Annotated in this window: 27 protein-coding genes and 1 pseudogene; 14 read left to right on the top strand and 14 right to left on the bottom strand. The window is 40.9% G+C overall.

What is annotated here, in order from left to right; all coding sequences use genetic code 11:
• Nucleotides 1-54: 54 nt before the first annotated feature.
• Nucleotides 55-1,566 (bottom strand): UDP-N-acetylmuramoyl-L-alanyl-D-glutamate--2,6-diaminopimelate ligase, encoded by a 1,512-nt coding sequence (locus G6R08_RS12220; RefSeq protein ID WP_163528230.1) that lies wholly within the window; start codon nucleotides 1,564-1,566, stop codon nucleotides 55-57.
• Nucleotides 1,567-1,736: 170 nt separating this feature from the next.
• A complete protein-coding gene (locus G6R08_RS12225; RefSeq protein WP_163531299.1) occupies nucleotides 1,737-2,288 on the bottom strand; it encodes an NADPH-dependent FMN reductase in 552 nt (183 codons plus the stop codon).
• 302 nt (nucleotides 2,289-2,590) lie between these two features.
• Between G6R08_RS12225 and G6R08_RS21975 the strand changes: the two genes are divergently transcribed.
• The 3 genes from G6R08_RS21975 (at nucleotide 2,591) to G6R08_RS12235 (ending at nucleotide 5,407) form a co-directional block, all read left to right on the top strand.
• Nucleotides 2,591-2,743, top strand: coding sequence for a hypothetical protein (locus G6R08_RS21975; RefSeq protein WP_205439421.1), 153 nt, complete (start codon nucleotides 2,591-2,593; stop codon nucleotides 2,741-2,743).
• Nucleotides 2,744-2,958: 215 nt separating this feature from the next.
• Nucleotides 2,959-3,975 (top strand): thiazole biosynthesis adenylyltransferase ThiF, encoded by a 1,017-nt coding sequence (locus G6R08_RS12230; RefSeq protein WP_163528232.1) that lies wholly within the window; start codon nucleotides 2,959-2,961, stop codon nucleotides 3,973-3,975.
• Nucleotides 3,976-4,249: 274 nt separating this feature from the next.
• Complete coding sequence (locus G6R08_RS12235) at nucleotides 4,250-5,407, top strand: AI-2E family transporter (protein WP_163528234.1); 1,158 nt, start codon at nucleotides 4,250-4,252, stop codon at nucleotides 5,405-5,407.
• 103 nt (nucleotides 5,408-5,510) lie between these two features.
• Here the strand turns inward: G6R08_RS12235 and G6R08_RS12240 are convergent, their stop codons facing one another.
• Entirely contained in the window at nucleotides 5,511-5,969 is a 459-nt protein-coding gene (locus G6R08_RS12240) for a GNAT family N-acetyltransferase (protein ID WP_163528236.1), read from the bottom strand.
• A 22-nt stretch (nucleotides 5,970-5,991) separates the two neighbouring features.
• A complete protein-coding gene (locus G6R08_RS12245; protein WP_163528238.1) occupies nucleotides 5,992-6,993 on the bottom strand; it encodes a YeiH family protein in 1,002 nt (333 codons plus the stop codon).
• A 117-nt stretch (nucleotides 6,994-7,110) separates the two neighbouring features.
• Between G6R08_RS12245 and G6R08_RS12250 the strand changes: the two genes are divergently transcribed.
• A complete protein-coding gene (locus G6R08_RS12250; RefSeq protein WP_163528240.1) occupies nucleotides 7,111-8,010 on the top strand; it encodes a LysR family transcriptional regulator in 900 nt (299 codons plus the stop codon).
• A gap of 314 nt (nucleotides 8,011-8,324) precedes the next feature.
• Here the strand turns inward: G6R08_RS12250 and G6R08_RS12255 are convergent, their stop codons facing one another.
• Nucleotides 8,325-9,536, bottom strand: coding sequence for an MFS transporter (locus tag G6R08_RS12255; RefSeq protein ID WP_163528242.1), 1,212 nt, complete (start codon nucleotides 9,534-9,536; stop codon nucleotides 8,325-8,327).
• A gap of 110 nt (nucleotides 9,537-9,646) precedes the next feature.
• On the opposite strand from G6R08_RS12255, the gene G6R08_RS12260 reads away from it, so the two are divergent.
• Nucleotides 9,647-10,495 (top strand): LysR family transcriptional regulator, encoded by an 849-nt coding sequence (locus G6R08_RS12260; protein ID WP_163528245.1) that lies wholly within the window; start codon nucleotides 9,647-9,649, stop codon nucleotides 10,493-10,495.
• A gap of 120 nt (nucleotides 10,496-10,615) precedes the next feature.
• Here G6R08_RS12260 and G6R08_RS12265 read toward each other — a convergent pair whose 3' ends face one another.
• The 5 genes from G6R08_RS12265 to ehuB all read right to left on the bottom strand — a co-directional run bounded on the left by G6R08_RS12265 (nucleotide 10,616) and on the right by ehuB (nucleotide 15,121).
• The gene (locus G6R08_RS12265) at nucleotides 10,616-11,866 is read right to left on the bottom strand and encodes a CYP152 family fatty-acid peroxygenase CypC (RefSeq protein WP_163528246.1); all 1,251 of its coding nucleotides are present in this window, start codon (nucleotides 11,864-11,866) and stop codon (nucleotides 10,616-10,618) included.
• Nucleotides 11,867-12,031: 165 nt separating this feature from the next.
• Nucleotides 12,032-12,808 carry an ectoine/hydroxyectoine ABC transporter ATP-binding protein EhuA gene (gene ehuA / locus G6R08_RS12270; RefSeq protein WP_163528248.1) on the bottom strand — a complete coding sequence of 259 codons (777 nt, stop codon included), beginning with the start codon at nucleotides 12,806-12,808 and terminating at the stop codon, nucleotides 12,032-12,034.
• Nucleotides 12,805-13,515, bottom strand: coding sequence for an ectoine/hydroxyectoine ABC transporter permease subunit EhuD (gene ehuD / locus G6R08_RS12275; protein WP_163528250.1), 711 nt, complete (start codon nucleotides 13,513-13,515; stop codon nucleotides 12,805-12,807). Before ehuD ends, ehuA begins: the two co-directional genes overlap by 4 nt.
• Complete coding sequence (gene ehuC, locus G6R08_RS12280) at nucleotides 13,512-14,171, bottom strand: ectoine/hydroxyectoine ABC transporter permease subunit EhuC (RefSeq protein WP_163531300.1); 660 nt, start codon at nucleotides 14,169-14,171, stop codon at nucleotides 13,512-13,514. Before ehuC ends, ehuD begins: the two co-directional genes overlap by 4 nt.
• Nucleotides 14,172-14,239: 68 nt before the next feature.
• On the bottom strand, nucleotides 14,240-15,121 hold the full coding sequence (gene ehuB, locus G6R08_RS12285; protein ID WP_163528252.1) for an ectoine/hydroxyectoine ABC transporter substrate-binding protein EhuB: 882 nt from the start codon (nucleotides 15,119-15,121) through the stop codon (nucleotides 14,240-14,242).
• A 347-nt stretch (nucleotides 15,122-15,468) separates the two neighbouring features.
• Between ehuB and G6R08_RS12290 the strand changes: the two genes are divergently transcribed.
• The 6 genes and pseudogenes from G6R08_RS12290 (at nucleotide 15,469) to G6R08_RS12315 (ending at nucleotide 19,968) form a co-directional block, all read left to right on the top strand.
• Complete coding sequence (locus G6R08_RS12290) at nucleotides 15,469-16,626, top strand: acyl-CoA dehydrogenase family protein (RefSeq protein WP_163528253.1); 1,158 nt, start codon at nucleotides 15,469-15,471, stop codon at nucleotides 16,624-16,626.
• Nucleotides 16,627-16,727: 101 nt separating this feature from the next.
• A complete protein-coding gene (locus G6R08_RS12295; protein WP_163528255.1) occupies nucleotides 16,728-17,288 on the top strand; it encodes an NAD(P)H-dependent oxidoreductase in 561 nt (186 codons plus the stop codon).
• Nucleotides 17,289-17,434: 146 nt separating this feature from the next.
• Nucleotides 17,435-17,988 (top strand): annotated as a pseudogene (locus tag G6R08_RS12300) (spore coat protein).
• Nucleotides 17,989-18,110: 122 nt separating this feature from the next.
• On the top strand, nucleotides 18,111-18,977 hold the full coding sequence (locus tag G6R08_RS12305; protein ID WP_163528257.1) for a manganese catalase: 867 nt from the start codon (nucleotides 18,111-18,113) through the stop codon (nucleotides 18,975-18,977).
• 211 nt (nucleotides 18,978-19,188) lie between these two features.
• Nucleotides 19,189-19,365, top strand: a complete 177-nt coding sequence (locus tag G6R08_RS12310) for an asparagine synthase (protein ID WP_079525433.1) — start codon at nucleotides 19,189-19,191, stop codon at nucleotides 19,363-19,365.
• 105 nt (nucleotides 19,366-19,470) lie between these two features.
• Nucleotides 19,471-19,968 carry a GNAT family N-acetyltransferase gene (locus tag G6R08_RS12315; protein WP_163528259.1) on the top strand — a complete coding sequence of 166 codons (498 nt, stop codon included), beginning with the start codon at nucleotides 19,471-19,473 and terminating at the stop codon, nucleotides 19,966-19,968.
• A 97-nt stretch (nucleotides 19,969-20,065) separates the two neighbouring features.
• Here G6R08_RS12315 and G6R08_RS12320 read toward each other — a convergent pair whose 3' ends face one another.
• Nucleotides 20,066-20,590 carry a type 1 glutamine amidotransferase domain-containing protein gene (locus tag G6R08_RS12320; protein WP_163528261.1) on the bottom strand — a complete coding sequence of 175 codons (525 nt, stop codon included), beginning with the start codon at nucleotides 20,588-20,590 and terminating at the stop codon, nucleotides 20,066-20,068.
• Between the two features lie 59 nt (nucleotides 20,591-20,649).
• Nucleotides 20,650-21,021 (bottom strand): DoxX family protein, encoded by a 372-nt coding sequence (locus G6R08_RS12325; RefSeq protein WP_163528263.1) that lies wholly within the window; start codon nucleotides 21,019-21,021, stop codon nucleotides 20,650-20,652.
• A 188-nt stretch (nucleotides 21,022-21,209) separates the two neighbouring features.
• On the opposite strand from G6R08_RS12325, the gene G6R08_RS12330 reads away from it, so the two are divergent.
• Entirely contained in the window at nucleotides 21,210-22,109 is a 900-nt protein-coding gene (locus tag G6R08_RS12330) for a DUF1002 domain-containing protein (RefSeq protein ID WP_163528265.1), read from the top strand.
• A gap of 32 nt (nucleotides 22,110-22,141) precedes the next feature.
• On the opposite strand, the gene G6R08_RS12335 is transcribed toward G6R08_RS12330, so the two are convergent.
• Nucleotides 22,142-23,422, bottom strand: a complete 1,281-nt coding sequence (locus G6R08_RS12335; protein WP_163528267.1) for a tetratricopeptide repeat protein — start codon at nucleotides 23,420-23,422, stop codon at nucleotides 22,142-22,144.
• Nucleotides 23,423-23,686: 264 nt separating this feature from the next.
• On the opposite strand from G6R08_RS12335, the gene G6R08_RS12340 reads away from it, so the two are divergent.
• The gene (locus tag G6R08_RS12340; protein WP_163528268.1) at nucleotides 23,687-24,220 is read left to right on the top strand and encodes a sigma-70 family RNA polymerase sigma factor; all 534 of its coding nucleotides are present in this window, start codon (nucleotides 23,687-23,689) and stop codon (nucleotides 24,218-24,220) included.
• Between the two features lie 147 nt (nucleotides 24,221-24,367).
• On the opposite strand, the gene G6R08_RS12345 is transcribed toward G6R08_RS12340, so the two are convergent.
• Complete coding sequence (locus tag G6R08_RS12345; protein WP_163528271.1) at nucleotides 24,368-24,952, bottom strand: SCO family protein; 585 nt, start codon at nucleotides 24,950-24,952, stop codon at nucleotides 24,368-24,370.
• Between the two features lie 197 nt (nucleotides 24,953-25,149).
• On the opposite strand from G6R08_RS12345, the gene G6R08_RS12350 reads away from it, so the two are divergent.
• The gene (locus G6R08_RS12350; protein WP_163528273.1) at nucleotides 25,150-25,932 is read left to right on the top strand and encodes an alpha/beta fold hydrolase; all 783 of its coding nucleotides are present in this window, start codon (nucleotides 25,150-25,152) and stop codon (nucleotides 25,930-25,932) included.
• The last annotated feature ends 5 nt before the right edge of the window (nucleotides 25,933-25,937 follow it).

Genomic DNA, 25,937 nt, shown 5'->3' on the forward strand with positions numbered 1-25,937 from the left:
CTTCATGAAGACAAAGGAAAAATCGCCGGCTGTGCAATAAGCTGGCGATTTTTATTAGACGGTTTCTTTCAATGTTGACTTATTTGTAGAAAAATATTGATCAATCACTTCGAGTTCTGAATAGGGTACTTTTTCATCACCGATTATTTGATAGCCGCCAAAGCCAATTCCTGTCAGCAAAACGAGATCACCAGGCTCCGCTAAATCTAAGGCATGATGGATGGCTTGTTCTCGATATAGTCGTGAATGGATATTATTCGTACAAGGATCAGTGAACCCTTTTAATACGTCATTCACCACTTCTTCCCGATTTGCAAAACCTGGCTGATCGACACTAACAATAATTTCGTCAGCCAATTCCTCGACTTCCTTGGCCATGAGCGGCCGTTTTCTGGGGTCTCTCAACCCTACCCCCGTAATCATTACAATAAGCTTTTTGTAAGGAATCTCCTTTACAGCTCGCAGTACGTGAGAGAGAGCGTCAGGAGTGTGTGCATAATCGAGGACAATTTGGTAAGAAGCATCATGGTTATCTACTATTTGAAAACGTCCTTCAGGGCTTTTAACTTTAGGAATGACTGATAGAATTTCCTTCAGGGAGAAACCTAGCTGGTGGCAAGAGGCTATAGCCGCTAATAGATTGGAGACGTTGTATTTTCCATAAATGGGGGCTTCAATCTTGTGCATCTCCTCTAGCGCGTGCAAGGTAAATGATGTCCCCTTATCAGAAAAATTAAGATCTGTTGCTTTGAAGTCAGCCATTTCAGTAACACTGTAAGTTACAAAGGATCCATCAAATGAATCGATAATGTCCTGGGACATCCCCTTATCATCTACATTAATAACCGCTTTTTTTGCTTGTTTGAAGAGTTTCATTTTTGCTAGTCTGTATTCCTCCATGGTTTTATGAAACTCCAGATGTTCAGGTGTCAAATTAGTGTGGACAGCCACATTGAATTCGATACCCTCAAGCCTTTTTTGAACCAAGGCGATCGAAGTTGTTTCCAGAACGGCTGCTTGAATACCAGTTTCATGAAAGTGATGAAGGACATGATGAATGTCCGGCGCTTCTGGAGTGGTGGGGACAGTTTGCTTGAAGTCTGTTTTTTTCTGATCGCTCCAAATCCCAGCTGTGCCAATAGAACCCGTACGGAAAGATAAGGCATTCAGCATGGAATAAATATAGGATGTGACAGTCGTTTTACCATTTGTCCCAGTGACCCCTACTGTAGATAAGTGGTCTGCAGATGAATTGTAAAAAGCTGTCGATAACCTGGCTAAGGCCTTCTTGCTGTCATAGACCTTAATGAAGCTGACATCGTTATCATAATATGAATATTTGTTTAAGTGTGAAGAATCTGTCCCTACAATCGCTTTTGCCCCATTGTTTAAAGCTTGCTCTATATACAGGTGTCCGTCGTGATGTTCCCCCTTTATACAGACAAATACAGATCCGCTTGTTGCCTCTCTTGAATCATATACTATTGAGCTGACTGCCTGAAGCGATGGCCCGCTTATCGTGCACGTTTCCAGGCATTCAGGAAAATATATAGATGGAATGGTCATTGGGATAACCCCTTTCTCTGGTAAAGAAAATTTTACATCGAAAAATAGCCGTAGGGGTATATTCCCGAACATTCAGTTTGTAAAACATGATACCCAGCGTAAGTCATAATTTAAAGGAAATAAAAAATCCCTTATGCATTAGGGGCATAAGGGATTAATAGGAGCATCAGTTATGATTTAACCAATTGGGCTTCTGTAAATAAAATAAATTGCTCGATGACTCCATCAATAAATTCAATTGTATCCTGATCAGCAAGTTGACCTTGGTCATTTACCTTATTTTGCACGGAACCTATAAGGATTTCGTTTCCGGGCAAGACATTTGCTCCCATACCTGGAGCGTTCAGGATTTGACGGAGCTGCATTTGTGCTCTTACTGTGCCAAGTGCACCCATAGAAGCACCAGCAATAAAAGTAGGCTTCCCGGCCATTTCGCGATTTCCGCGAGATAACCAGTCCAGGGCATTTTTTAATACTCCTGGTATCGAGTGATTAAATTCCGGTGTCACGACTAGAAACGCATCAACATCGCTTAATTCACTTTTAAAGCGTTTTACAGAGGCAGGAGCCTCATGCTCAATATCCTGATCATAATGAGCTATATCACGAATCGGCACGACATTTATGTTTAAGCGATCTTTATATCGTTCTTGTATGAAATTTGTCAGTTTCATGTTATATGAATCTTTTCGAATGCTCCCGACAAGAGCTGCAACTTTAATCATTGTAAAAAAATCCTCCTCAATAGTAACTAATAGTAATTATAAAAAGTATGAGGAGATAATTCTAGATTTATGCTCACAGATAGGGTCTGTCCAAATCACGAGTCGAAAGCCCCTTGTTATAAGGCGTAGGAGGCGTCAAATTCGAATTTGTAGAATATGGTCGAAAAATGGGTAAAAAAGGTTATAAAAAAGTGTTGCGTAACCCCCACTATAAGGAGTAAAATTTCTGTAATTCCTAAGTTTTACCCATAAATACTTCGGGAATTGATTTATATCCTACCAGAAAGGAGGTCACCACGATGACTATGCTATATTCCAAGGCTCGTGAGCTATTTGACGAAGATTACAAAAATAGCCCTGAAGCTAAGGAATCTAATATGGCCGCTCCAAAAGTAAAGCGGACCATGAGCGGGAAACTTCTAATCCCATTCCGTAAAAATAAACGGAAGTAGTGACTAAGAAGTGGTGACGTTTAGCTATGCGAGAACAAATTAACAAATTAAAAGTGAATGAGCCATTGGCCGTTCCTTGGATCAGCGTCGTAGAGACAAAACTGTCTTTAGGCGCTGATTTTTAATTTTTATATATATACAAAATGTTGAAGGAAGAGAGTTGAACCAATTTTTGCTACACTTATACATAAAGGCCAGATAAAGGGGGAGAAGTTATGAGTTCAGATCGGTATTCACGACAAAAGTTGTTCGCTCCTATTGGACAAGCCGGCCAGCAAATGATTAGTGAAAAACATGTAGTGATTATCGGAGCCGGAGCTTTAGGGACCAGTAGTGCTGAGCAATTGGTTCGGGCTGGAATCGGAAGTGTTACCATAGTTGATCGTGATTACGTTGAAATGAGCAATCTTCAAAGGCAGCAGCTTTATTCAGAGCAGGATGCGGAATTAAGGACCCCGAAGGCGATTGCTGCTAAGGAACGTCTGCAGCAAATTAACTCAGATGTATCGATAACGTCCCTGATTGCGGACGTGCAACGTGAGGAGTTGGAAGAGCTTTTTCAAGAAGCGGACCTCGTTCTTGACGCAACTGATAATTTTGAAACAAGGATGATGATCAATGATGTATCGCAGCTATACCAAGTGCCGTGGATTTATGGAGGGTGTGTTGGGAGTTATGGACTCAGCTACACAATTATACCTGGTCAGACTCCTTGTTTGCACTGCTTATTAGAGACTGTTCCGCTTGGTGGGGCAACTTGTGACACAGTCGGGGTCATTAGTCCGGCTGTCCAAATGGTTACAGCCCATCAGGTCACTGAAGCTTTGAAAATTCTCGTTGAAGATTTCGATTCTCTTCACCAGAAATTAGTTTCCTTTGATTTATGGAACAATCAATATACATCAATCAAAATGGAGAATGTCAAAAAGGCGGATTGCCCAAGTTGCGGCGAGGATCCCAGCTTCCCTTTTTTATCACATGAGAACCAGACGAAGACAGTGGTGCTGTGCGGGAGAAATACTGTACAAATTCGTCCGGCTGTCAAACAAGACCTTAACTTGGAGTCTTTACGTGCACGTCTGCATGAAGGAGATACAACATTAAACCCCTTTTTATTGTCTTATAGAACAGGGGATCAGCAAATGGTCTTTTTTAAAGATGGCCGTGTATTAATTCACGGGACAAAAGATACTACAGAAGCACGTCGGCTTTACCATAAAATTTTAGGATGAACGCTTAGTAGAAATAATCTGTTTTAATTTGAAGCTGCTGGGGGAACTATAAAGACAAAGGCATAATATAGGAGGAGTAAGATGGGTAAATTGATCAAACGTTTAATTAAATACGGTCCAATGATCTATCCAATTATAAAGAAAATAATGAACAAACGCAGATCAAAAAGATATTAACATAATCGTGCCTTTTTAAAGGCATGATTTTTTATTCATATGCTAGAATAATAGATATAGTAAATTATGGTTGAGGGTAATAAAGGGGCTGTAGAAAATGAATCGATGGGATGCAACACCGGTAATCCGCTTCTTTGGCGGGCGCAATTTGTTGTACATACTTGGGATTATCCTTTTTATAGGAGTAAATATATTAGTCTATACAAAAGTTTCTTTTATTTTCCACCCGCTCGTTGTATTTTTAGAAACCATTGCTTTACCCGTCATTCTAACAGTTGTGGCTTACTATTTATTAAGGCCGATCATCGGTCTATTGGAGCGGTTTCATATCAAAAGGATATGGGGGATCCTCATTACCCTTGTCCTTGTTGCGGGAATGATTACTTTTCTAGTTATCCTTATCATTCCCTTTCTGGAGAAACAGTTCATGAGTCTTGCCGAAGAACTTCCTCAGTACTTGATGGAGATGGCGAATTCTATTGACGAATGGTTAAGGAATTCTATGTTTGCGGGTTACTATGATAACTTATTTACGGATGTTGGCAGTTTGGTTGACCGTTTGCCAGAGGATCTTTCCACTTTTGCAGGGTCGACGATCGAAGGGATTACGAACTTTATCTCTACATTAACCACGGTCATTATTGCGATCATCACTTTACCATTTATTTTATTCTACCTTCTTAAGGACGGGGAGAGGCTGCCAAGGATGATTCTCAGAGTGCTTCCTCCTAAAGTCAGACCCGAGATTTCCAGCGTTTTTAAAGGAATTGATCATCAGCTTAGTGCTTATATCCAGGGGCAGATCATTGTAAGTTTCTGTATTGGTATTATGATGTATATTGGATTTATCATTATCGGGCTGGATTATGCGCTGCTATTAGCGGCAATTGCCAGTGTTACCAGTGTTGTTCCGTATCTTGGACCGACGATTGCGATTATGCCTGCGTTGATCATTGCTATTGTAACATCGCCGTTTATGGTGTTAAAGCTGGCGTTTGTCTGGACTGCTGTCCAGCTTTTGGAGGGAAAATTTATTTCCCCTCAGATTATGGGGAAAAGTTTACACATTCACCCTGTTACAATAATTTTTGTCCTGCTGACAGCCGGCCATTTGTTTGGGGTGTTAGGAATTATTGTGGCGATTCCTGGATACGCAATTTTCAAAGTGCTTGCTGTCCATTTATTCTACTGGTTCCAGCTCAGGTACAACAAATATGTGAGAGAAGAAAAAGACCAATATGAGATACACAAATAAAGCCCGGGATTCCCGGGCTTTATTTGTGTAGAGGGAGATTGTAAGAAAGTTCCACCTCAGGTCATCCAAATAATGGAAGGTCTATTAGTTAGAGGACGTGAGGCTATCGTTCAGGAATTCGCTTATAGTGATTGATCCATAGATTTGGTGCGGCTTGGGTGACTCCTGTCTGAATGAAACCTTCGTTCTCATAAAGGGTTTGAGCAGGGGTGTTGCCTTTCCCAGTACTAACTATGAAAGTCGAGTTTGGAAACTTTTTGAATAACGATGATAATAACGATTTTGCAACTCCTTGCCTGAAATAGGCTGGGTCAACCACAAGGCGATGGATATCCACCAGGTTAACTTCCTTTTTCTTAAAAGAGATGAAGCCGATAAGCCGCTCTCTTTGGAAGTAACCGAGAAATCTTTCATCACAAGACAGAATATCGTTAACAGAATCATAAAGCCTCGGAATGCGGTCCGTTTGTAAGAGTCTTGATTCCTCTCGATAAGAAGGAATTTGAACAGTTAGGATTTGCCGAGCTATTTGTAAACTTTTATGATCTAACTTCGTGATCATTGTGTACCTCCAAGGGTCCATGTCATACGAGCGCGTACGAAACGATAGATAATAGAATCGAAGTAATGACAACAGCAATTATAGGCTTGACCGCTTTATCTCGTAAATCATGCAGACTGATATTAACACCAAGGCCCACCATAGCCATTGTTAAAATAAACGAGGTCACGACAGAGACTGCATTAGTAAATGAATCAGGTACAGGAATATAAGTACCTAACACGTAACTTCCTAGCAAGCTCATCACAATAAAACCGACTAAAAACCAGGGGAAGGCTGCTTGATTGTTGGATTCTTTGTTTCCCTTTCGCCCCATGATCCAAATGATGATTAGACTTACAGGTATAAGTAGAAATACACGTCCAAGTTTAGCAAGTAAAGCCATAGCCAGCCCATTTTCTCCAGCAGGTGCTCCGGCCAATACTACGTTTGCCACTTCATGAAGGCTGAGCCCGGCCCACATGCCGTAAGCTTCTGCTCCAAGTGGAAGGAAGGGTCTCAATATCGTATATATTAATGCGAAAACGGTGCCAACAAATGAAATGATTCCTACGCTAATAGCTGTATCCTCTTCTTTTGCCTTCAGAATCGGGGAAACGGCAGCGATCGCAGACGCCCCGCAAATACCAGTTCCAATCCCAATCAGCAAGGAAATGGAGCGGTCAGCTTTGAAGAGGCGGGCAAGCATCATCATCACCCCAATTGCGAAAAGAATGACGAACAGATCTCTTAAAAATAAAGCTGCTCCTTCATTTAAAATGACGTTGATATTAAGTTTGAGACCGAATAAAACGATTGCGATACGCAGCAACTTTTTAGAGGAAAACTGAATCCCTGTATGAATTTTTTCAGGATACCCCAAAAAGTGCCGGTACAACACAGCAATGAGAATAGATGTGGCCAGAGGGCCAATCTGATTCAAACCTGGCAATAAAGCGAGGCCGTAACCGAACAATGCTAGTAAAAAAGTGAAGCCAACCCCTGTTAACCAGGGACCCATTTTATTTCCTTGATAAGCGAACATAATTTTACCTTCTTTAATAATTGAGTATAAACATACTATACGATTCGGACTAGTTATTAGTAAAATAAAACTTTATAATAGTAAGTATTAATAATTTTAATCATTAGGGTGAACTACATGGATTTTGAAGCGCTAAAAACATATATCACGGTCATCGAATTGCAGAGTTTCACAAAAGCATCGAAAACTTTAAATCTTTCTCAACCTACAGTAAGTTTCCATATTAAAAATTTGGAAAAGTTTTATCAATCAACGTTAATTGACCGTTCTCCGAAAAGATTTCAGCTGACACAAACAGGAGAATTAGTCTATCAGAGAGCACGCCAGGTTTTAGGAGTCATTGATAAATCACGGACGGAAGTTAATGATTACCATAATCAATTGCGAGGTTCTTTGCATATAGGCGCGAGTTATACGGTCGGGGAATATATTCTGCCTGGGCTGCTGAAGGTTTTTGACGAAAGATATCCAGAAGTTGATTTGGAGATTGAAATTGAAAATACAGAACGGATTAATCGGGGTGTTCAGCTGCATGATTTGGATATTGGTCTCGTAGAAGGGCAAGTCAGTGAAAGGGATCTGGACTCTGTGCCGTTTTTAGAAGACGAAATGGTCGTGGTCGTGCCTCTTGAACATTCCATGCGCAAACAGGAGGAAGTGGGATTTCATCAACTTCAAGATCATACTTGGATTGGGCGTGAAGCAGGATCGGGAACACGGGCAGTGATGGATTCTATCCTTGAATCTTATAATATACGTCCTCGTAAAATGATTACGATTGGCAGTAATCATGGAGTCATCCAAGGAGTGAAACAAGGACTTGGTTTATCTTTAATTTCAAAAACGGTTGTAGACCACTCCCATGCTCATCATCATATTTATGATCTTCCATTTATCAAACCGCCTACACGTTTCTTTTCATATGTGTTCCCAGCTTCAGAACAGGAACTGTCCAAAAACGCGGAAGTATTTATCGAATTGATGGAGGAATTCTTTAATCTGCAAGGAAATCTATAATACCTGCATAATTTAGCTTGCTGAAGGGTATGGTAAAATTGGAGAAAAAGTTGAAACATTCGAATGAGTCCTAACGTACACAATAGATGGGCACGATTAGGTGTGGCTTCGAGCCAAATTTTGCAAGTTATACTGAGGTGAAAACATGAAGAGCCTGGACCAGTTCGTCGATTATTTGAAGACTCTGGGAGTTGAGGTAGAGAAAGTTTATAAAACACCGAAGGAAGAAACAAGATAAACGCAAAGCTTGCTTGCAACGTACTTAATTAGAACATATGAAAAAATGAGGTGTGTCTTAATGACATACCTCATTTCTATGCGCTTTTATCTGATGTAATTTCAATGAAAAGAGGATGGCGGGACTGATAGATTGACCAAAGCATTCCTAAACTAACTGGGATAAGAAGCGTCATAAATACGATATTTGCGCTAAACGTGGACGCAAGGATACCGAATAATGGGCCAGTGATGACAACAGATGTTTGGTTACATAACATCCGAAAGCTTGACATTCTTCCATGATATTCTTTTTCCGTAGCTATTTGTTGAACAGACTGCAACAGAGCTCTTACAAAAGAGGTACCGACCCCGACGAAGAGAACACCAATAAAGGCTATCCATATATTCCTTGTAATACCTAACAGGAGCAACCCTAAGGCTACACTTGCCAGTGAATAAAACGCCAAATGGTTTTTCAACTTTTTCCACCACCATGCTCCTAATAACCCGGCTGTAATCCCTCCAATTGAAAAAGTAACATCGAGGAACCCGTAAATAAGTGCTGAACGATTTAAATACGCACTCGTATACACAGAGAGAAAACCAAGTGTTGTATGAAAGGTGAGCTGTCCAAGCATCATCATCACAAATAGACTATGAAGTATGGAATGACTCTTTAAGTAGGAAAAACCGTCTTTCAACTCGGATAAAAATCGCTGTTTTTTTATATGATCCCGCTCGGGTGATGGAGTATAGGTCATTAGGAAAATGGAGAAGAAGGCCCCCAGGTAAAAGACGAGCACCATGGCCAAAGATAAAGGAGTTTCAACCCAACTGGAAAAGAGCCCTCCTAAAGCTGCTCCTGATAAACTTCCAGAAATGGTAGCTGATCCCGATAATGAAAAAATCCTCGGTAACTCTCGTTGGTCAAATACTTCAGCAACTAATGCTTGAAGCGATGGACGGAACAAGGAACCCGTAGTCTGAAGAACCATATGGGTGACGATAATCCACCATGGGGTGACCCAATCGTAAACAAATGAGACGAGAAGCACACATAGAATGAACAGGCTCATTCCACCTGCAAGGTTCGCAAGCATCTTACGATTATGTCGATCCACAAGCACCCCGAAGATTAAATTTGAGAACAAACCCGGAACGAACCCTAAGCTGACAAATAATCCAGTAAATATGGCGTTCTCAGTCCATTGAAAGAGAAACCATGTAACAAGAACAAAGTACATAGCCCTTCCGCATTCGTATAAAAAGTAGCCTGATAACAGCTTATTTCTATTTAAGCGATTCATCCGAACACCCCACATCTTTGAACTAATTTCATCCTACCGCAGCTTATGAAATAAGTATAATATTGAATTATAATTAAAGTTGATAAGAATAAGTTATAGGGAGGGGTCTTATGAGAATAGAGGACTACCAATTGCTTTTATATTTAAAAAAGCATAAAACGATCAGAGCAACAGCGAAGAAAATACTTATATCACAGCCCGCTATCACGCAGCGCTTGAAATATATAGAAGATTACTTTGGAGTGAAGGTTTTCCTGCGTACACCAAAGCAGTTAGTTGTAACGGCTGCGGGTGAACAAATTATCAAACATGCTGAACAATTGCTTGTTCAGGAAACTAAATTACATCATCAGCTGATCAAGTCAGTGGATGAGGTGGCGGGGACCCTGTCACTTGGTGTTTCTTCTTTAGTAAGTCAGCATTATCTCCCAATGATTCTAGACGCTTATACAAAAATTTATCCTAAGGTCACCATTGATCTAATTACAGGGATAAGTGAAGAAATACGGCAGTCAGCTGCTGATTTTCATGTATCCATTGTTCGCGGAGAACCACCCTTAGATTACAAATCTTATCACTTATTCAGTGATCAGCTCTATCTTTTTGACACGAAAGAAATCGGGAAGGAACAACGTCCATTCATAGAGTTTAAGACAGACGCTGACTATCAAAAGTTAATAGAAGGCTGGATGCTGGAACAAAAGAGTTTGAATATGCGGCGCTCGATGAAGGTGGATCAGTTTGAAACAGCAAAGGAGTTGATGAAGACAGGGTTAGGGATGACGGTTCTTCCTAAGAGTATGGTGACAGAGGAATTAATGGATTTACCTCACCTTTCATTAGAGCTAAGTGGAAAACCGTTAGTCAGAGAAACATGGTTGTGTGTAAAAGAGGAGATTTGTGCTCTTCCTCAAGTAGAAGCATTTGTGGATATGCTGAACAATAAGTCGTGGATATAGAAAAGGGTCGTGCAAGTATAGACAATTGCAGGATGATCTTCGGATTTTAAAGCCAAATTGAAAACTCCAATCAGCATGGACTGGAGTTTCAATGTGCCTGAATGAACGTGATCTCTAAATCTATTTTAGCTCAACGTTAGTCATTATGAATTTGCTCTTAGGCAGTGTAGGCATCCTAACCATACTATAATTCAGGTTTTGCTTGGGCACTTTATAGTTAAGTTGATGTAAAAAGTTTAAGCTGACCTTCATGGCTTCAATCGTTGCCCATTCTCCAGGACACCGGTGATTCTTATAATAGTCGCCGCCTTGCGGAATCAAATCAAATAGGCCGCCATTCCAGTCTTTGAATCGTTTGGGAGTGAAAGTGTATGGTTCCTTCCATAAGCGTGAATCGTGATTGGTTCCATAAATATCGAGCAACACTAACTGGCCTTCGTTAAAATGGCATTGATTCCAGATGAAACTGCGTCGTACACGAGCTCCTAAAAATGGCCCGAAAGGATAGTACCGTCGGACTTCCTGAATAAACATTTGTGTACGGTCTTCATTATAATCCTTCACCTCGTCGTGCAATTCAGGATGTTTATGCAACGCTAAGGCACCAAATGTAATATAAGTGGCAATGGCTACAATGGGACGCAGTACATTAATTAATTCGATAGCGGCCATGCTTATATTCAATGGTTTGCCTTCTAAGTCTTTATGAAAGGCCATAGCATATGCGGCGCTTTCTTCATCTGCCTTTAATTTACCAGAACGGATTTGTTTAATAACTTGTCGAATCCATTTCTCTGCCCTGGCTCTTGCTTTTCTTCCTCGCCAATGTCTTGGCCCAACGGCTCCAAAAGCATCCACCATATTGGAAAAATCAGCTGCTCTTTGGGGGATATCTGCTTTTTTAATTGGCACACCGGCCCATTCGCAAGCGGCCTGGCATAGAACCTCCTGCGCTTCATTGAACAATACTATTTTATCTTTTTTCTTCCATTTGGCAGCTCGCTGCTCCCAATAGTGTTTGGTTAATTCACCGAGCCGTTGCAGTCTTGAATCTGTCATGAGTGACATAAAAAGCTGCTTACGGTGTTCGTGCGGTGATCCATCCATTGTTTGAATTCCGTTTTCACCAAATAACGTTTTTTGGATTCTTTTTGGGGCGGCACCATCGCGTTGGAATCGTTCTTTATCATAGAACATCTTTGCCGCTTCTTGACCTGACATACAAATTACCTTTTGCCCGAGCAGTCTCGTTTGAAAGAGATCTGTTCCGTAGCGAGCAGTTCTTTTTGGAATGAATTGGTAACCTTCAGACAATAAAGTAATACTATGATCTAATCCTTTTTCCCGAGTGATGTTATTGGATTTTTTCATGAGCAGCGTTCCTTTCAATCGTTTTTTGATCATGAATGTTATTTTGTATTAATCTTCCCGAGAGAGGAAGCATTAAACTCCTTCAGTTTTTTTAAACAGTTTGTAAAAAACAAAAAACCACTTCACCGTAAAATACGATGAAGTGTTTTTTTTGCGTCTTTGCTTCTATAGGGTAGAGCGGAATCGTTCCAGGAAGGATTGTAGACGGTCACTTTCTGGATTCTCTAATATTTGCTGAGGCGGTCCTTGTTCGGCAATTTTTCCTCCTTCAAGAAAAACTATTCGATCCGCTACATCTCGTGCAAAATCCATTTCATGAGTAACAAGGATCATAGCCATTTCGCCCTCCTTGGCAATGTCCTTAATGACTTCAAGCACTTCTCCCACAGTCTCCGGATCGAGCGCAGAAGTAACTTCGTCAAAGAGCATGACTTTCGGGCGCATAACAACAGCACGGGCGATCGCTACACGCTGCTGTTGTCCTCCTGACAATTGGGCTGGGTAAGATTCAAGTTTATCTCCAAGCCCAACTTTGGTGAGCATTTCTTTAGCTCGTTGTTCGGCTTCCTCCTTAGAAATACCTAACACGTTAATAGGAGCCGACGTGCAATTCTTCAAAATGGTCATATGGGGAAACAAATTAAAATGTTGAAAAACCATGCCGATGTTTCCCCTTACCTGGCGCAAGTGTTTCTCATCAGCTGGAACAAGTTCCCCTTTTACTTCTTTATGCCAAAGTGGAGTACCGTCGACATTGATGATGCCGGATGTTGGTTTCTCAAGTGTCATTAGCATGCGGATGATTGTCGTTTTCCCGGAGCCGCTTGGTCCAATCAGGGCAAGCTTTTCTCCGGGGGTCACTGTCAAGTTAATGCCTTTAAGTACTTCAACATCGTCAAATGATTTGTGTACATCTTTATATTCTACGAGTGGTTGGCTCATGAGGCTGTCACTCCTTTTTTATTAGGTTTTTTATTGTCAGATTTGTAGCGTTTATTTAATTTTTTCTCAAGCCATTGCACAAATAGAGCTGATGGATAACTCATCGCCAGGAAGAAGAAAGCAACGAGTGTGTAGGGTTCTAAATATTCGAAGTTATTGACTCCGTACACTTCAGCAGCAGTCAGCATTCCGGCCACACCCACAACAATGGTTAAAGGAATCTCTTTAAACATTATGATCAAGTAGTTACCAAGCATCGGGATGACAGGCGGGATCGCCTGGGGTAAGATGATTTTTGTCCATTTTTGTGCTGTTGTATAATTCAGTGCTGTTGCCGCTTCTAATTGTCCTTTCGGCACGCCTTCGATTCCAGAACGGTAAATCTCGGAAATATATGTGCTGAAATGAACACCTAAACCAAGAATGGCCACAGTAAACGGCTCTAGCGTTACCCCGACATAAGGGATTAACGGCCATGCGAAGAACAGAAAATAAAGCTGGACAAGCGGTGGAGTAGAACGAATAAATTCAATTATGAAACTAATAAGCCAATAGACTGGTTTGAATTTAATTCTTCTAAGAGCTGTCCATATCCCGCCTACTATAAGCGATACAGTAAAACAAATAATGGTTAGGCCGAGAGTCGTCCACATGGCTTCGAAAATGTAAGGGAAAACATCAACAACTGTACTCCAATTCCATTTCATTCAGTAGCCACTCCCTTCGAAGCCCAGCGTTCAAGCCAGCGTGTTAAGCCGATGAGCGGAAGGGCAATGATGAAGTATAGCACAAGGAGCATTGTAAAAACTGCCACACCTTCAGAGATGTTGGCATCGCGGTACAGTAAGCCTACATAAGTAATATCGGCCAGCGATATGATAGAAACGAGTGAGGTCGCTTTTAACATTTGAATGAGGTAATTTCCAAACTCCGGGAGCATCATACGAATGGCCTGGGGCAGGATTACGAATCTCATTCGCTGAAAACGAGACATATTTAATGCAGTCGCTGCTTCTGATTGTCCTGAGGAAACAGCTAAAATCGACCCACGGACGACTTCAGACATATAGGCACCATAATTCATTCCTATCGTGATAACTCCTATGAGATAGGCGGACAGTTCAATACCTAATAAACCCGGGAGAACATAGAAAAACCAGAACAACTGGACAACTAATGACGTCCCTCTAAACACTTCAATATAAACTTTGGTGAAGTTTCGAATTAAAAAATTCTTAGAAAGGCGTCCGAACCCGGCTAAAAACGCAATAAGATAGCCAAAAATAGCTGATCCTATTAGAACAGTAATCGTTATATTTAAGCCTTCTAATAGTATGGGAATTATCTCAATATAATTGCTAATTTGAGTTCACCCTTTCGTTTTTCTGAAAAAAAGGCACCCGGGTATCGGGTGCCTTTCACATTCGTTATTTACCCTTTACAAAGTTGTTCTACTGTTATGTCTTCTGTGATGAGATTATTATCGCCGAAGAATTCTACGGAGTTTACAATCTCCGCCAGCTCACCGCTTTCTCTCATTTTTTCGAGCTCTGCGTTATAGGCTTCACGGAGTTCGTCAGCATCTTGAGCGAAGCCGGCCGCACCGTAACTTGGAACGCCTTCTACATCTGGCTGTTCGAAATCTTCAACATATTCAAGTGATTCGCCGCCTGTTGATTTCATAGCTTTTTTCACGGTTAGTTCAGTAGCAGTAGTTGCCTGAGCGCGTCCAGTTTTAACAGCATCAAGAGTAGCTGCAATATCAGGGTATGTTTCAATTTGATCTTCACTTACTCCTGCGCTTTTCAGAAAGTCAACCTCTGTAGCTCCTGACATAACCGCAACTTTCACATCTGAGTTTTCTGCAATATCTTTGTAACTAGTTAAAGAAAGAGGGTTTCCTTTTTCAACAACCATTCCTTCACCATATTTAATTCCTGGCATACCGAAGTCAATTTGTTCACAACGATTTGGTTTAATAGCCATCGCAGCGGTAATAACGTCAAATTTTCCGGTTTTAACACCTGGAATAAGCTGTTTCCATTCTGCGATTTCACCTCTTACTTCTTCAATTCCCATATTCTTAAATGCTGCTTTTGCGATTTCAACAGCTACACCCTTTAGCTCATCTCCTTCTTTATACGCATAAGGTGCTTCGTTCGCAAATCCAACTGTCACATAACCTTGTTCTTTAACTTTAGCGAGAGCAGAATCTCCACCATCGCCGCCGCCATTAGATTCTTCAGATCCACAGGCTGCTAATAGCATGATGGAAAACGCAATCATAAGAATCGAGAGTACTCTCTTTTTCATAATTGACCTCCTTAGATTGATTTATATTGTAAGTATAAAGAAATGTGGTGCATCAGTCTTAGGGCGGGATATCTAGGCAAGTAGTATTCATACTACCAAGCCTATAAAAAAACAGCAAACTCTAAATTTTCCGATTATGATGAATATAAGCTTTTTAGACAGGGTATATTACGGACAACTTCCATATCCTTTAAATACATAGGGAATTTGTAATAAGTTTGTAAAATAAGCGCTTTTGTACATGCTATGAAAGTATTAAAAGAAATAGACATAGAATCGAATAGTTGTTCTAAACCCGACTCATTTAGTATGATTTAAGAATGAAAGCAATGGGGAGTGAGTAGTGAATGAATACAATATTAGATTCTTTCATTAAAAATGAAAGGCAGCAGCGTTTAATTAAAAGAGCCGCGAATATAGCAAAAGAAGCTCGGTTACACGTGAGCGATTCAGACCGGGAGGCTGTTTTTTCTGATGAAACTCTGAAAGTCATCAAACAAGAGGGATATCCGTCTTTTACCTTGCCTGCCAAATATGGAGGCGAAGATCTTTCTTTGTACGAATTTCTACTATTACAGGAAACGATAGCCGTCGGTGATGGCTCAACAGCCCTGTCCATGGGGTGGCACCTTGGAATTGTGATGGAACTAAGTGATGATAAACCTTGGAAGCTGGAAACATTTGAGCGGTTAGCCTCCGAGATCGCAAGTGAACAAAAGGTTGTGAACCGTTTAGCGACGGAAGCAGGGACGGGGAGTCCAACCAGAGGTGGTATTCCGGAAACAAAGGCTGTAAAAAGAGAGGGGCGATATGTGCTCACTGGCCGTAAAACATTTGCATCAATGGCCGACCACTTGGATTATTATATTGTCTCCGCCTACGTCGAAGACCTAGATGAAGTAGGATGGTTCTTAATTGACAGGCATCAGCCTGGTCTTCGTATTGATAAAATCTGGGACACACTAGGAATGCGTGGTACGGAGAGTGACGATTTAATTCTTGATGAAGTGGAAGTGAATGAACACGATTTAGTTGAGATCAAGGGGCAAAGTAAGCCTTCTCCAAAGGGGTGGCTGCTTCATATTCCTGCATGTTATTTAGGAATCGCTGTAGCAGCTAGAGACGCGGCTATTGAGTTTGCCGTATCCTTTCAGCCAAACAGTCTTGATACGACAATTTCAGAGGTAGGGCATATCAGGGATAAAATTGGCGAGATGGAATGGAAACTCATGCAGGCACACAGCTTTATGTATGCAACGGCTAGGAAATGGGATGAAGAGCCGGAGAAACGTATGAAGATGGGTACCGAACTTGCAGCAGTAAAGCTTGCGGTGACGAATACAGCAAATGAAGTTGTTGATCTGGCTATGCGGATCGCTGGCGGGCGAGGATTATCGAAACAACAGCCATTTGAGAAGTTGTATCGAGACGTTCGTGCAGGTCTTCATAATCCACCGATGGATGATGCAGTGTTAAGGATGTTAGCAGGCAAAGCTCTTGATTAGAAAGAAAGCATGTTCCTTTGGCGAGGAACATGCTTTTTAATTAGGAAGAGAAAATTAGGGTATCCATAATAGTATAACTAAACAACCAGGGGAGGTTTAGCATGAAAACTCTTGTTATTAACGGGCACGAATATTATCCCCATTCCAAAGGTGAACTCAATCAAACCCTTTTTCAATACCTGATCGAAAAATTAAGGAAAACATGCGAAGTTAAAACAACGACCATACAAGAAGGCTATGAAGTGAGAGAAGAACAAGAAAAGGTGAAGTGGGCAGATATTGTAATATACCAAACTCCGGTCTATTGTTACAGTGTTCCCGCCCTGTTGAAAAAGTATTTTGATACCGTTCATGAGTATGGAGTATTTTTCAAAGGAAATCAAAGTGATTATGGGACGGGGGGATTGCTTCATGGTAAACGGTACATGTTTTCAACAACATGGAATGCCCCGCGTTCTGCATTTAACAATCCAGACAAATTTTTTGAAGGAAGGGGTGTGGAGGAAGTTCTTTTTCATCTGCATCTAATTCATAAATATACTGGAATGAAGCCAATTGATACATTTGCTTGTTTTGACGTAAAGAAACAGCCTGAATTGGATCAGTATAAAAGTGAACTGGATTCCCATATCAATCGTTTTATTCCTGAGATAACTTTTTAATAGTACTTGCAAGCCATCTTCCTCCCATCAAAAAACTCTTTCGAAAGTGGATGAGATGATAAATATAATGAGGTTATATTATTTTAAATTCAATTGTACAGAATAAATATGTGCTTGGTTATTAAGAATTGAGGAAGGAAGATCATATGCAGTTAGCATCACATGAACTACACGATTTAACTGAACTAACAATGGGCTGCTATAATACAATTGGCTGTATGGCAAGTTTTATTCAGCAAGCGCAAGATCCTGAACTTAAAGATATGCTGACACGTCAATTTCCCTACACGTAGCGGATTACAATTTGAAGGTTGAATTTTTACAAAGCCAAACCACTCCAGACATCAGTAAATTTCAACCTGATCAGCCAGTAAGAAAACTGTCAGACTTCACGACTGGAACTGTGCCTTTTCAACCTGGACAACCGAGAACAGAGGTGCAAACACACAATGACAGAGAGATTGCTACGGCATATTTATTAAATCAAAAGGGTTCAGCAAAAAACTATGCTGCTGCAGCGGTGGAGTGTGCGAACCCTGATTTGCGTCATTTTTTAGAAAAGGCTTTTTTAAACAGTAACCGACATGCCTATGAAACGTGGCAGTATATGGTGCAAAAAGGATACTATCCTTTAATGCCAGCACCACAGGAAGCTACACAGGATATGGCAGGTTTCTTCACTCCTGTTCCGATGCAATAATGTGCATAAAGTCCGTCTTCAACTATGAAGGCGGATTTTTTTTGGCAAAATTTATCGGGGATAAAAGCATTTTTTTCACAAAAAATAATAAAAGTAAATGACTAATTGAAAAGGGGAATAAGATGTTTTCACATGTAAAAGAACTTCAATATAACGCTAAACCCTCTCAGCCTGACCCGGTTTATGCAAAAAAGCTTCAAGAAATATTAGGCGGTCAGTATGGGGAAATGTCAGTAATGATGCAATACCTTTTTCAGGGGTGGAACTGTAGAGCTGAAAACAAGTATAAGGACATGATCTTAGATATTGGTACAGAGGAAATTGCCCACGTAGAGATGATTGCCACAATGATTGCCCAATTACTCGATGGAGCACCAGCACATGATCAGGAACAGGGTGCCAAAGATCCTGCAGTAGAAGCTGTACTAGGCGGGATGAACCCTCAGCATGCAATTGTAAACGGTCTTGGAGCCCAGCCGAATGATGCAGCCGGATACCCATGGAACGCACGCTATACAATTGCCAGCGGCAACTTGCTGGCAGACTTCAGAGCAAATTTAAATGCGGAGTCACAGGGGCGTCTTCAAGTTGTTCGTCTATATGAAATGACAACTGATCCTGGGGTAAGGGATATGCTTTCTTTCTTGATCGCCAGAGATAAAATGCACCAAAATCAATGGATGGCTGCTATTGAAGAATTAGAACAAACCCAGGGTGCTGTGGTCCCTAGCACATTTAGTCCGGATCACGAGAAATTAGATGTGGCTTATTCGTTTATGAACTTTTCTGAAGGAGAGGAAAGCAGTACGGGGCGTTGGGCCAGTGGTCCAGCATTGGATGGAAATGGTACATTTGAATATGTTCAGAACCCAGGGGCCAATGGTCAGAACCCGAATCTTATACCAGCCCCAGCTTATATTCATGGTACACCACCTGAAGATATGAGAGTTATGCAAAATAGCGGAGGAATACAGCCCCATCTGCAGTAAGGAATAGAGGGAATGTTCTATGAAAAGAATTTACTCAAATTCGAACAGGGAAGGAAAACATGAAGAAATCAGGCAGCAGCAATTCTTGGAATGCCCTGTGATGATTCATTATTTCTTCTGATTTCAGCACCAATGACTGAATAGTTACACGCTGAAGGCTAACAATAAAAATGGTGCAAAGTCACCAACTAACTTTGACTGCGAGAGGACAATGACTACTATGCGTGAAGGTGTAATTCCAACTGCATTAGGTTCAGCTGTTACGACCACTGGTTATGTCTTGAAGCAGAAACACGGTTCAAATAAAATGGTTGCCAACACTATTTTTGGCTTCGGATTAGCCCATGTAGTATTAGGTACCATCGATCTTGTTCAACATCGCCGCTAGGCAAAAGGGAGCACAAATCAAGTGCTCCCTTTTTTATATTCTACAATCAGGTATAATAACGAGAAAAGTGATATACATAAGGGATATACATAAGGGAGATCTATAATGGAGATTAAACAAGTTATGCCTGAAGATGCGGGGAAGTTAGTGGGATTAATTAAAGAGGTTGAAACAGAATCACGGTATATGCTGTATGAAGCAGGTGAAAGAAAGACTACGAAGGAACAAATGCATTCTCGAATAGTGGGGATGGAGAAGGCAGGAAATTCAATTATTTTTGCTGCCCATGAAAATGATCGGTTTATAGGGTATATCATGGCCATAAATAGCTCTGCCAGACGACAGCAGCATTCGGTTCACTTGGTCATTGGAATTTTAAGTACAAATAGAGGCAAAGGTGTAGGAAATGAGCTTTTCAAAACAATGGAGCAATGGGCGCTTGGACAAAGTCTTCACAGGCTGGAATTGACAGTTGTGGTCAATAATGAGGCGGGGGTGGGCTTATATACAAAGAGGGGATTTGAAGTAGAAGGGAGGAAACGAAACTCTTTGTTTATTGACGGGGAATTTGTGGATGAGTATTACATGGCTAAGCTTTTATGATCATCGTAGTAAGAACCATTTGGGAAAGCATTATATTGTTAGGACGCACCGCTTGAAAGTCCAGTCATTTTTAAACTGTGACTTTCAAGCAAATGACCTAGGATTCAGCTAATAAATCAGCGAAAGCTTTTGCGTATGGCGGAAGATCCGGAGGACGGCGCGCAGAGATAATATGGCCATCTTTGACAACAGCCTCATCGTACCATGTTGCTCCAGCATTGATCATATCATCTTTAATGCCAGGCGTGCTGGTAACTTGGCGTCCTTCTAAAATACCAGCCGAAATCAGTACCCAGCCGGCATGGCATATTTCACCGATCGGTTTGTGATGTTCATTCATATGACGTACCATGTTAAGCACACTGTCATAACGGCGCAGTTTATCAGGTGACCACCCGCCCGGAACAAGAATGCCATCGTAGTTTGCCGGATCAATCTCATCAAAGGCATAGTCAGAAGCTGCGGGCACCCCATACTTTCCCGGGTACACTTCGCCTGCTTTCTCGCCAACTAGATGTACCGTTGCTCCTTCTTCCTGCAAGCGCAGCAATGGATACCATAGTTCTAAATCTTCGAAGTCTTTACTTACGAGTTGAATAACTTTTTTTCCTTGTAAGCGCATGTGGCAGCCTCCTTATCATGTCATAATATAAGTGTATCAAACAGAATAAGCGGTTTCGACTATTTTGATACAGCTAGCACCCACCAAATCAATAACGGCTGCAGAAATGGTCTAATCCAAAGAAGAACCAGACTTGAATCCTCGCTCCACGGTGCAGGGATTCCATTTATGGCAGCATAAATATTAGCCGGAAGAACAGCGACGAGGAAAAGAGCTGTTGCGATTCCGGCTGCACGTCTGGATTGCGGAAAGATAAGCAGCAATGCAAGCAGCCATTCCGTATTACCTGTCATATAGACAATCTCAAGCTCGAGCGGTATAAAATCAGGAATCATTTGTGCATAGCCTTTATCATAAATAAAGTGAGTTACCCCCGCGATGAAAAGCCCTAAGGTAAAGAGGTATAAACCGAATTGCTTTAAAATCTTCATACCTTTCCTTCCTTTCTAAAATAACCAGAAGTGAAACGTTTTCCCATTGAAGAACGTATAATTATATGAAAAAAATATTAAAATAAGCCGAAGAGTTGATGTTATCTAATTAAAAATAGGTATAATAAAGTCTAAGTTTAGCATAATCTTATTCGAGTTGTGAATCTAGCAAAAAGGGAGTTGTGGTTATGAAGAAGCAAAGTCTGTTGCTCTTAGCATTCATTATGATCGTTAGTTTTATAATCCCAAAAGGAGTGTTCGCTTCTACAGGGAGTGAAGGAATAAATGAAAAGCTGGGATTGCCGATCGTAGTTTATGGTGAAGCCCTGACGCAGTCGCAGAAAAGCAAAGTGTCTGAGCTGCTTGAGGTAAATCAACATGAACAAGTGGACGAGTTTACCGTTACAGGTCAGGATATTGCAAACTATATTGGAGGAAACCCGAATTCAAATATGTACTCCTCCGTTAAAATTATACACCAGGATAATGGCACAGGGCTAAATATTGAGATCGTAACACCAGATCATATCACAGAAGTAACGAAGGAAATGTACGCAAATGCTCTATTGACAGCTGGTGTAGAGAATGCAGATGTATTCGTCGCTTCTTCTGTAAAAGTTAGCGGACATTCTGCTTTAACAGGTATTTACAAAGCTTACGATGCTAAAGGAGTTCAACTCGATAAGGAACGCATGGAAGTGGCCAGCGAAGAGCTGGATGTAGCGACTTCTATCAGTAAAGAATCAGGAGTTGACCAAGCGCAAGTCAGTAAATTGTTGACGGAAATTAAAAAAGCGATCGCTGAACAAAATCCTGCTACTAAAGAAGAGGTAGAACAAATTGTGCAGGATCAGCTGCAGAATTTAAATATTGAATTAAGTCCTGAGGACCGCCAACGACTCGTTGATCTCTTTGAACAAATGCGTGATTTGAATATAAACTTTGATCAAGTGAAGGACCAGCTTGATGAACTAGCAGGCGGTATTCAAGACTTAGTGAATGATGAGGGATTCTGGAACAGCCTCACATCAGCTGTACGGAACTTCTTCCAATCATTAGCTGATTTCATTCGCTCAGTTGTAAGTTAATTAGCATTTATTCCAGTTTGCACCACCTCAGGTCATCCAATAATTGGAAGATCAGAGGTGGTTTTTATGTGGGCGAGGTAATAGTCGGCGGCTCGCTTGTATTTTCCTAACTCATAGAAGTGATCGCCAAGTTTTTGATAGAGTGTTTCTAGCGGTTCTTTATCTGTTCCTTTTTCAAAGTAAGCAATACAGCTTTCTAATCCTTGCTCGTAGCGGACTTGATCTCCTGTTTGTCGATAGTAATCAAGAAAGGACTCGAGAAGATAGTAGTGGTCAGCCTCATCACTAATCTCATCTTTTGCTGTATTAAAAATACTTTGAGCTTGCGGCAAATCTCCTTCTTGTAAATAAGACTTACATAAGGAATGATAAGAAATTTGTTTATTTGCAGTCTCTCCTTCTAGTTCCTTCAGTTTAAGGGCGCGTTCTAGGAAGGAACAGGCTTTTTTGTTTTGCCCAAAATTCCTCATCACCACTCCTTTATTATGAAGAATCTGTGCAAGGAGATAGCGGTTCTCGTCTTGCTCAGACAGCTCCTGGGCTTGGTCTAGAAATTTCATGGCCTCCTCAAATTGTTTTTGATTGAGATAGATAACCCCAAGCAGGTTCAAAATCATGCCCACATCTTCTGTTTGATTAAGACTTTCATAATAGGTTCGCACTTCTTTACAATAATCTATCGCCATCTGGTAGTCCTCGAGAGCATTTGATAAAACGGCCCGATTATAAGTAAGAGCAGCCTTTATAGGAAGGGGACTTTTGGCAAGGGAAAAGTCCTGATAATGACGCAAACTGGTTAGGAAATCAGCTTGCTGATAGGTTCTGATACCCTGACAGTAATGATAGGCATTTCTCACATAAGGAGGTAAATCCTCAAGCGCATATTTGTGAAGATAGGCTTGAATATACCGGTCGTAAAGCATCTTGGCCTTCTTGGCCATACGTGATTTGCAATAATAGCTGCATTTTAATAAAAGAAAGTACATTTCCTGATTAACATGGTATAAATATTCATAATAATTCTCATCTATGGCTTCAATAAGGGGACCTGCCCTGTCTAAATCGGTAATAATAAACAATTGTAACTGGTTGAGGACGTGGCGTACTTCATGGTCTTCCGCTTCATATTTAGTGAAAAAGGCCTCCGGCATGCCCAATGCTTTAGAAATGACCTGTAAAGTGTTAACACCTGGCCGTCGGTGGCCATTTTCTATTTTACTAAGATGGGCCGTAGATAGATGTTCTCCGCCAAGCTGCTGCAAGGTCATATTATGTAACTTACGATAGATGGAAATTCTCCTGCCAATATCCATTATCCTACACCTCCTTGAAAAAATTACCTATCTCTATCATACAGGAATCGACAAGTTAAGAATAGGTCTAAAGTTACATAAAAATGGAACAGCTGTAAAAACATAAGTGTTTCTTAATTTTCAGCTGTAATTTTTAATATTCATTTGCTTTTTTGTCCCTTGATAATAGTTCAATAAAAAGATTTGAAAATATATGAAATATAGTACGATTAGATTATATAAAAAGAATGAATGAGTGCAGGGGATACAATGGAGTGGGCAAAAATGATAAATGATAAAGAGATCGTGCTGACAGAAGTCATGAACCATGAATATTCAACATTACTGCGTACGGCACAGTCCTATGTAAAAGATGTGATGATAGCTGAGGATATGGTTCAGGAGGCATTCTTGAAAGCATATGAAAAATTCGATTCTTTTCAGCAGGGAAATAGTCTTCGGGCCTGGGTATTTAGAATAATGATCAATCAATGCAAAGATTATCTTCGCAGCTACACTTATCGAAAGGTTTCCCCTTGGGAGGACCAATGGCTGCATGTTGTACAGGCGGACCAGCAGAATCCGCTGGCGGTCATGGTGGAAAAAGAAGATAATGAGATGATTCATGAAGCAATCGGGTTATTGCAGCCAGACTATCATGAAGCAGTAGAGCTTTACTATTTTAAAGAATTATCTGTTAAACAAATGTCCTCAGCCCTTCATATGAATGAGAACACGCTAAAGACACGGATGAAAAGGGCCCGTGATCATCTAGGGAAGTGCTTGAATGCTCATAAAGAAAAAGTTTATTCTGCCTGAAGGGCCGCGTATAAGAAAAAAGCTGAGTACCTGTCAATTCAGGTAATCAGCTTTTTTAGTGGCTGGAACATAACTAAACTTCTTAAGTGAAATTACTTTTAACCCAGCTCCGTTTTCAACCGAACTTCGGGCGCCGGAGCTGCTGTTCTAGTTAGCGACAATCTTGACGTCTTCAACAATTTGCCCAAACGGTACATCACTTGCGCCTCGATAATACTTTACAACTTTCCCCTCTTGATTAACTAAAAAAAACTGGGATCCGTGAGCCACTTGATCAGCACCTTCCGGCTTATCAGCGATTGTATGGAAGCTTTCTTTAGCAAATGATTCGATTTTATCTTGCGTGTAACCTGTAACAAATGTCCAATTGCTAAAATCAGCTCCTTGAGCAGAAGCGAATTCTTTCAGCTTTTCCGGCGTGTCTACTTTAGGGTCGACACTGAATGATACGATTTCAGCTTCGATCCCTTCTTCTTTAAGCATATCTTGGATTTTAGCCATATTCCTGGTCATAGGCGGGCAAACTGTCGTACAGGAAGTGAAGATAAAATCAGCGAGCCACACTTTTCCTTCCATTTCATCAATCGAAAATTCTCCTTTATTCTGGGTGGTGCCCTGGATACTGCCAATTTCCCAATTTAGCGGCTCTTTTAGCTCTTTGGTACCGCAACTGGCTAATATAAGGGCAACGATAACAAGTAATATAGGTATAATTAAACGTTTATGATTCATGAAGGCACCCTTTCTTCCTTTGTTTCTATACATCAGTTTACGACTCTGTAATAGTCAGGTCAATTTTAAGAGAGAGATATTTAAGCATGTCCTTATTAAACGTCAAGGAATATTCACAAAATTGTGGATGGACATTACATAATTCAGAACGTTTCAGGGGAGAATAATGGTCTAAGAAATGTCAGTGAGGGATGCTTATGCCTTATTTTACAAACCAATTTGGGCAAAGGTTGTTTTATGAAGATGCAGGGGAGGGAGAAGTACTTCTGTTCCTCCATCCACCGGGGATGGGAAGAAAAGTGTTCATGCAGCAGCATGAACTTGCTGACCGATATCGGTTGATTCTTCCTGATCTGAGCGGCCATGGAGATTCAGATACGACTGATCTTTCCCCAAGCCTTGAAGATTTTGCGGAAGAAATTAAACAATTAATCGATGTTTTGCACATTGATCAAATCATTCTTGTTGGGTATTCAGCTGGAGGAGCCGTAGCTCAATATTTTGCCCTTCAATACCCTAATAAAGTTAAAGCACTTATCTTGTCAGGTGCTTTCCCTTTCGTCGATACGTTCTTTTTACGCTTTGAATTCAGCATGGGGATGAGGTGGGTGAAGAAAAGTCCTCAGACTCTTGCTATGCTTTTAGGAAAATCCCATTTTAGAAGGCCGGAATATAAACAGGAACTTCGTGAGCACATGAACAAATCAGATCCAAAGGTATGGTATGAGTTTTATAAGCAGGCCTTTAATCATGATTGCCGTCAACATTTAGATCAATTAAAGATGCCCATATTATTAATGTACGGGGAGAGGGCAGTCTGGATTAATCACCACGCAAAGTTTTACCGTGCGTGTCCGGATGCGACTTTAGTTATTGTGGATCGTGCTTTACACCAGCTTCCAGCCACCCACTGGCCAACCTTTAATCAGTCCATTATCGATTTCATCGAACGTAAAATAGAAAAATATACAGCCAAGTGATCTTT

This window comes from Halobacillus ihumii, from assembly GCF_902726645.1.
Lineage (GTDB): Bacteria > Bacillota > Bacilli > Bacillales > Halobacillaceae > Halobacillus_A > Halobacillus_A ihumii.

Excerpts from the sequence above, each read along its gene's own strand:
- G6R08_RS12240 (WP_163528236.1), bottom strand. The coding sequence starts at position 5,969 with ATGATCACGAAGTTAGATCATAAAAGTTTACAAATAGCTCGGCAAATC.
- G6R08_RS12295 (WP_163528255.1), top strand. The coding sequence starts at position 16,728 with ATGAAAACTCTTGTTATTAACGGGCACGAATATTATCCCCATTCCAAA.
- G6R08_RS12315 (WP_163528259.1), top strand. The coding sequence starts at position 19,471 with ATGGAGATTAAACAAGTTATGCCTGAAGATGCGGGGAAGTTAGTGGGA.
- G6R08_RS12290 (WP_163528253.1), top strand. The coding sequence starts at position 15,469 with ATGAATACAATATTAGATTCTTTCATTAAAAATGAAAGGCAGCAGCGT.
- G6R08_RS12305 (WP_163528257.1), top strand. The coding sequence starts at position 18,111 with ATGTTTTCACATGTAAAAGAACTTCAATATAACGCTAAACCCTCTCAG.
- G6R08_RS12345 (WP_163528271.1), bottom strand. The coding sequence starts at position 24,952 with ATGAATCATAAACGTTTAATTATACCTATATTACTTGTTATCGTTGCC.
- G6R08_RS12265 (WP_163528246.1), bottom strand. The coding sequence starts at position 11,866 with ATGAAAAAATCCAATAACATCACTCGGGAAAAAGGATTAGATCATAGT.
- G6R08_RS12235 (WP_163528234.1), top strand. The coding sequence starts at position 4,250 with ATGAATCGATGGGATGCAACACCGGTAATCCGCTTCTTTGGCGGGCGC.
- G6R08_RS12330 (WP_163528265.1), top strand. The coding sequence starts at position 21,210 with ATGAAGAAGCAAAGTCTGTTGCTCTTAGCATTCATTATGATCGTTAGT.
- G6R08_RS12250 (WP_163528240.1), top strand. The coding sequence starts at position 7,111 with ATGGATTTTGAAGCGCTAAAAACATATATCACGGTCATCGAATTGCAG.
- G6R08_RS12245 (WP_163528238.1), bottom strand. The coding sequence starts at position 6,993 with ATGTTCGCTTATCAAGGAAATAAAATGGGTCCCTGGTTAACAGGGGTT.
- G6R08_RS12230 (WP_163528232.1), top strand. The coding sequence starts at position 2,959 with ATGAGTTCAGATCGGTATTCACGACAAAAGTTGTTCGCTCCTATTGGA.
- G6R08_RS12340 (WP_163528268.1), top strand. The coding sequence starts at position 23,687 with ATGATAAATGATAAAGAGATCGTGCTGACAGAAGTCATGAACCATGAA.
- G6R08_RS12325 (WP_163528263.1), bottom strand. The coding sequence starts at position 21,021 with ATGAAGATTTTAAAGCAATTCGGTTTATACCTCTTTACCTTAGGGCTT.
- G6R08_RS12320 (WP_163528261.1), bottom strand. The coding sequence starts at position 20,590 with ATGCGCTTACAAGGAAAAAAAGTTATTCAACTCGTAAGTAAAGACTTC.
- G6R08_RS12260 (WP_163528245.1), top strand. The coding sequence starts at position 9,647 with ATGAGAATAGAGGACTACCAATTGCTTTTATATTTAAAAAAGCATAAA.
- ehuA (WP_163528248.1), bottom strand. The coding sequence starts at position 12,808 with ATGAGCCAACCACTCGTAGAATATAAAGATGTACACAAATCATTTGAC.
- G6R08_RS21975 (WP_205439421.1), top strand. The coding sequence starts at position 2,591 with ATGACTATGCTATATTCCAAGGCTCGTGAGCTATTTGACGAAGATTAC.
- ehuB (WP_163528252.1), bottom strand. The coding sequence starts at position 15,121 with ATGAAAAAGAGAGTACTCTCGATTCTTATGATTGCGTTTTCCATCATG.
- G6R08_RS12220 (WP_163528230.1), bottom strand. The coding sequence starts at position 1,566 with ATGACCATTCCATCTATATATTTTCCTGAATGCCTGGAAACGTGCACG.
- G6R08_RS12255 (WP_163528242.1), bottom strand. The coding sequence starts at position 9,536 with ATGAATCGCTTAAATAGAAATAAGCTGTTATCAGGCTACTTTTTATAC.
- G6R08_RS12350 (WP_163528273.1), top strand. The coding sequence starts at position 25,150 with ATGCCTTATTTTACAAACCAATTTGGGCAAAGGTTGTTTTATGAAGAT.
- G6R08_RS12310 (WP_079525433.1), top strand. The coding sequence starts at position 19,189 with ATGACTACTATGCGTGAAGGTGTAATTCCAACTGCATTAGGTTCAGCT.
- ehuD (WP_163528250.1), bottom strand. The coding sequence starts at position 13,515 with ATGAAATGGAATTGGAGTACAGTTGTTGATGTTTTCCCTTACATTTTC.
- G6R08_RS12335 (WP_163528267.1), bottom strand. The coding sequence starts at position 23,422 with ATGGATATTGGCAGGAGAATTTCCATCTATCGTAAGTTACATAATATG.